Source organism: Holdemanella sp. DFI.5.55, assembly GCF_020593575.1.
In the GTDB taxonomy this organism is placed as follows: Bacteria; Bacillota_I; Bacilli_A; order Erysipelotrichales; family Erysipelotrichaceae; genus Holdemanella; species Holdemanella hominis.
In genome coordinates this window covers 1-1,405 of the sequence record NZ_JAJDMK010000157.1, presented here as the reverse complement: position 1 = coordinate 1,405, position 1,405 = coordinate 1, and the positions used below count along the sequence as shown (strand labels likewise).

The 1,405-nt window shown below is 31.3% G+C and carries 1 protein-coding gene; it reads left to right on the top strand.

Annotation, left to right across the window (positions count from 1 at the left end; all coding sequences use genetic code 11):
* Nucleotides 1-1,206, top strand: a 1,206-nt coding sequence (locus LJE08_RS13515) for an IS4 family transposase (protein ID WP_227403517.1), incomplete at its 5' end; no start/stop codon positions are given.
* Between the last annotated feature and the right edge of the window lie 199 nt (nucleotides 1,207-1,405).

Sequence of the window (1,405 nt, the reverse complement as noted above, 5' to 3'; positions counted from 1 at the left end):
GATTTTACTCGTAAGAGAAAACTGCCTGCTGAAACTCTGATACACTTTATTGTTCAGATGCAGTCTAAAAGTCTAAACTCCGAGTTGTGTGAATATTTTACAGACTTGGATTCTTTGCCTACTGCTTCTGCTCTTTGTCAACAAAGAGACAAGCTTGATATCAGTGCTTTCCAAAGAATTATGCATCTGTTTGTGAATGCATTTGATGATTACAAGACTTGGAAAGGATACCATGTTCTAGCTTGCGATGGTTCGGATGTAAATATTGCCTATGATGAAAAGGATGAAGATACTAAAAGACAGAACGGCAATAATAAACCATTCAGTCAGCTTCATATCAACGGATTATATGACTGTATCAATCATGTTTTCTGGGATACAAGTATTGATACAGCTACTAAGACTAGAGAATGTGCTGCTTTAATGAAAATGATTATGAGACATGATTATCCTGTAAACTCGATTATTACGGCTGATAGAGGTTATGAGAAATACAATCTAATGGCATGTTGTATAGAAAATAATCAGAAATTTGTATTTCGTATTAAAGATATAAATGTATTTGGTTCAATTCTTTCAAATCTGAATTTACCACATGAAGAATTTGATTTAGATGTTACTAAAATACTGACTCGTAAACAAACAAATGAAACGAAGAATAATAAAGATAAATTTACCATTATGAAAAAAGAATCGGATTTTGATTATTTTGATGATGATGGGTTTTATGAATTGAATCTAAGAGTAGTTCGTTTTAAGATTACAAAGGAAACCTATGAATGTCTGGTAACAAATTTAACGAGAAATGAATTCGATTTAAATGAACTAAAGAAGATGTATCACATGAGATGGAATATAGAAACTGCGTTTAAAATGTTGAAATACATCATTGGAATGATGTCATTTCATTCAAAAAAACGTAATTTCATACAACAGGAAATCTATGCAGCAATTCTATTACATTGTTTAACAAATATCATTACTGAGAGAATCGAAGTAGAACAATCTGACAAAAGGAAGCATCATTACAAAGTGAATTTATCTACTGCCGTAACAAATATGAGGCTTTGGTTAAGAAAAATAATCTGTACAAAAGAAATGATAAAAAGAATAAAAAAATATCTGGCCCCGGTAAGACCAGATAGAAAATATCAGCGCAATATGAAACCTAAATCGGCTATACCATTTAATACAAAAGCATCATAGCGCTACATTGATTATATTTCATATATGAGTCACAGGCAAATTTTTTTGAAGTGCAAAAATTTGCCTTTTCGTCATACCTTAAATACCACATTTTTAACTGTAACGTAAGTAAAGGCCTGGATATAGAATTGTATCCAGGCTTAACTTAATAAGAATTTATCACTGTCACTATCCCGTTAGCTTAACTTAATGACATTGG